This is a genomic window from Blautia sp. AF19-10LB, from assembly GCF_003461245.1.
In the GTDB taxonomy this organism is placed as follows: domain Bacteria; phylum Bacillota; class Clostridia; order Lachnospirales; family Lachnospiraceae; genus Blautia_A; species Blautia_A intestinihominis.
Genome location: NZ_QTWS01000061.1, coordinates 1 through 1,390 on the forward strand (window position 1 = coordinate 1; position 1,390 = coordinate 1,390).

The 1,390-nt window shown below is 48.7% G+C and carries 2 protein-coding genes and 1 pseudogene; all 3 read left to right on the top strand.

From position 1 onward, the window contains the following. Positions 1 to 330, top strand: a 330-nt coding sequence (locus DWX28_RS18315; protein WP_243002495.1) for a hypothetical protein, incomplete at its 5' end; no start/stop codon positions are given. Between the two features lie 21 nt (positions 331 to 351). Beyond that, positions 352 to 762 carry a PrgI family protein gene (locus DWX28_RS18320; protein WP_035290041.1) on the top strand — a complete coding sequence of 137 codons (411 nt, stop codon included), beginning with the start codon at positions 352 to 354 and terminating at the stop codon, positions 760 to 762. Further along, positions 728 to 1,390, top strand: a pseudogene (locus DWX28_RS20160) (VirB4-like conjugal transfer ATPase, CD1110 family); the annotation flags it as partial. The gene DWX28_RS18320 and the pseudogene DWX28_RS20160, both read left to right, overlap by 35 nt.

A 1,390-nucleotide genomic window follows, 5' to 3' on the forward strand; every position in this document is an offset into this window, starting at 1 on the left:
GAGTTCTCGGAAACCTACCATAGTGATATGGCAAGGCGCCGGGTTCTTACCCTACTTTACTGTTCGGTATCGCCTATCCCGTTTGCAACTATGACCAACAGAGAGTGGGGGCAGATAGGCAACAACTACTTAAAAGCCCTGTTCGCCCTCGGTTTTCAAGGCTTCCTCATAATGATATGCGTCGGCATTTATGCGGTTTTGGTTGGCAGCATGATTGTAGCGGACAACCTGCACAGCGCGATTTTCTCCCTTGCAGCCTACACCGTGATTTTGTGCTTCTCCCTATTCAAAACAGGCACACTTGCGAAGTCAATCTTTAACGCCCATTAAAGACCGAAAGGAGGTTTTCACTTGGCGTATGTACCCGTACCCAAAGACTTATCAAAAATCAAAACAAAAGTCGCTTTTAATCTGACAAAGCGGCAGATTATATGTTTTGCGGCAGCCCTCGCTATGGGACTACCGCTTTTCTTTTTGCTCAAAGACAGCGCGGGAACAAGCATGGCGGCATTTGCAATGATTGTCGTTATGCTTCCCTGCTTCCTCTTGGCAATGTATGAAAAACACGGGCAGCCCCTTGAAGTCGTGATAAAGAACGTCATTCAGACAAAGTTTATCCGACCAAAGGAACGCCCCTATCAGACGGAAAATTTTTATGCCGTCATAGAAAAACAACGAAAACTGGAAAAGGAGGTATCGGCTATTGTCAATGGCAGAACGAAAAACCATGACCCGCGCGGTAAAAAATCCCGTGAAGCGTAAGCTGACCCGCGCAGAAAAGAAAGAAATCGCCGCCGTGATACAGGCGGCAAAGGGCGACGGGAAGCCCCACACCGCGCAGCAGACCATTCCCTACTTGCAGATGTACCCGGACGGGATTTGCAGGGTAACGGAAAAGAAATACAGTAAAAGCCTTGTCTTTGAAGATATTAACTATCAGCTTGCACAGGCAGATGATAAGACCGCCATTTTTGAAAACTGGTGCGATTTTCTCAACTACTTTGACGCTTCCGTTTCGGTGCAGCTCTCTTTCATCAATCAGGGCGCAAGAAAGGAAAAGGCACAGGCGGCTATCGAAATTCCGGCACAGGACGACGCTTTTAACTCTATCCGCAGGGAGTACGCGGATATGCTGAAAAATCAGCTTGAAAAAGGCAACAACGGACTGGAAAAGTGCAAGTACATTACCTTTTCCATTGAAGCGGACAATCTTGCGGCGGCAAAAGCCCGCCTTTCCCGTATCGAAACCGATGTACTGAATAATTTTAAGGTGCTTGGTGTAACCGCCCGCCCCATGAACGGACAGGAACGCTTGAACGTCCTGCATGGGATTTTCCACCCGGAGGGCGAGCCGTTCCGCTTCTCTTGGGACTGGCTTTTGCCGTCGGGG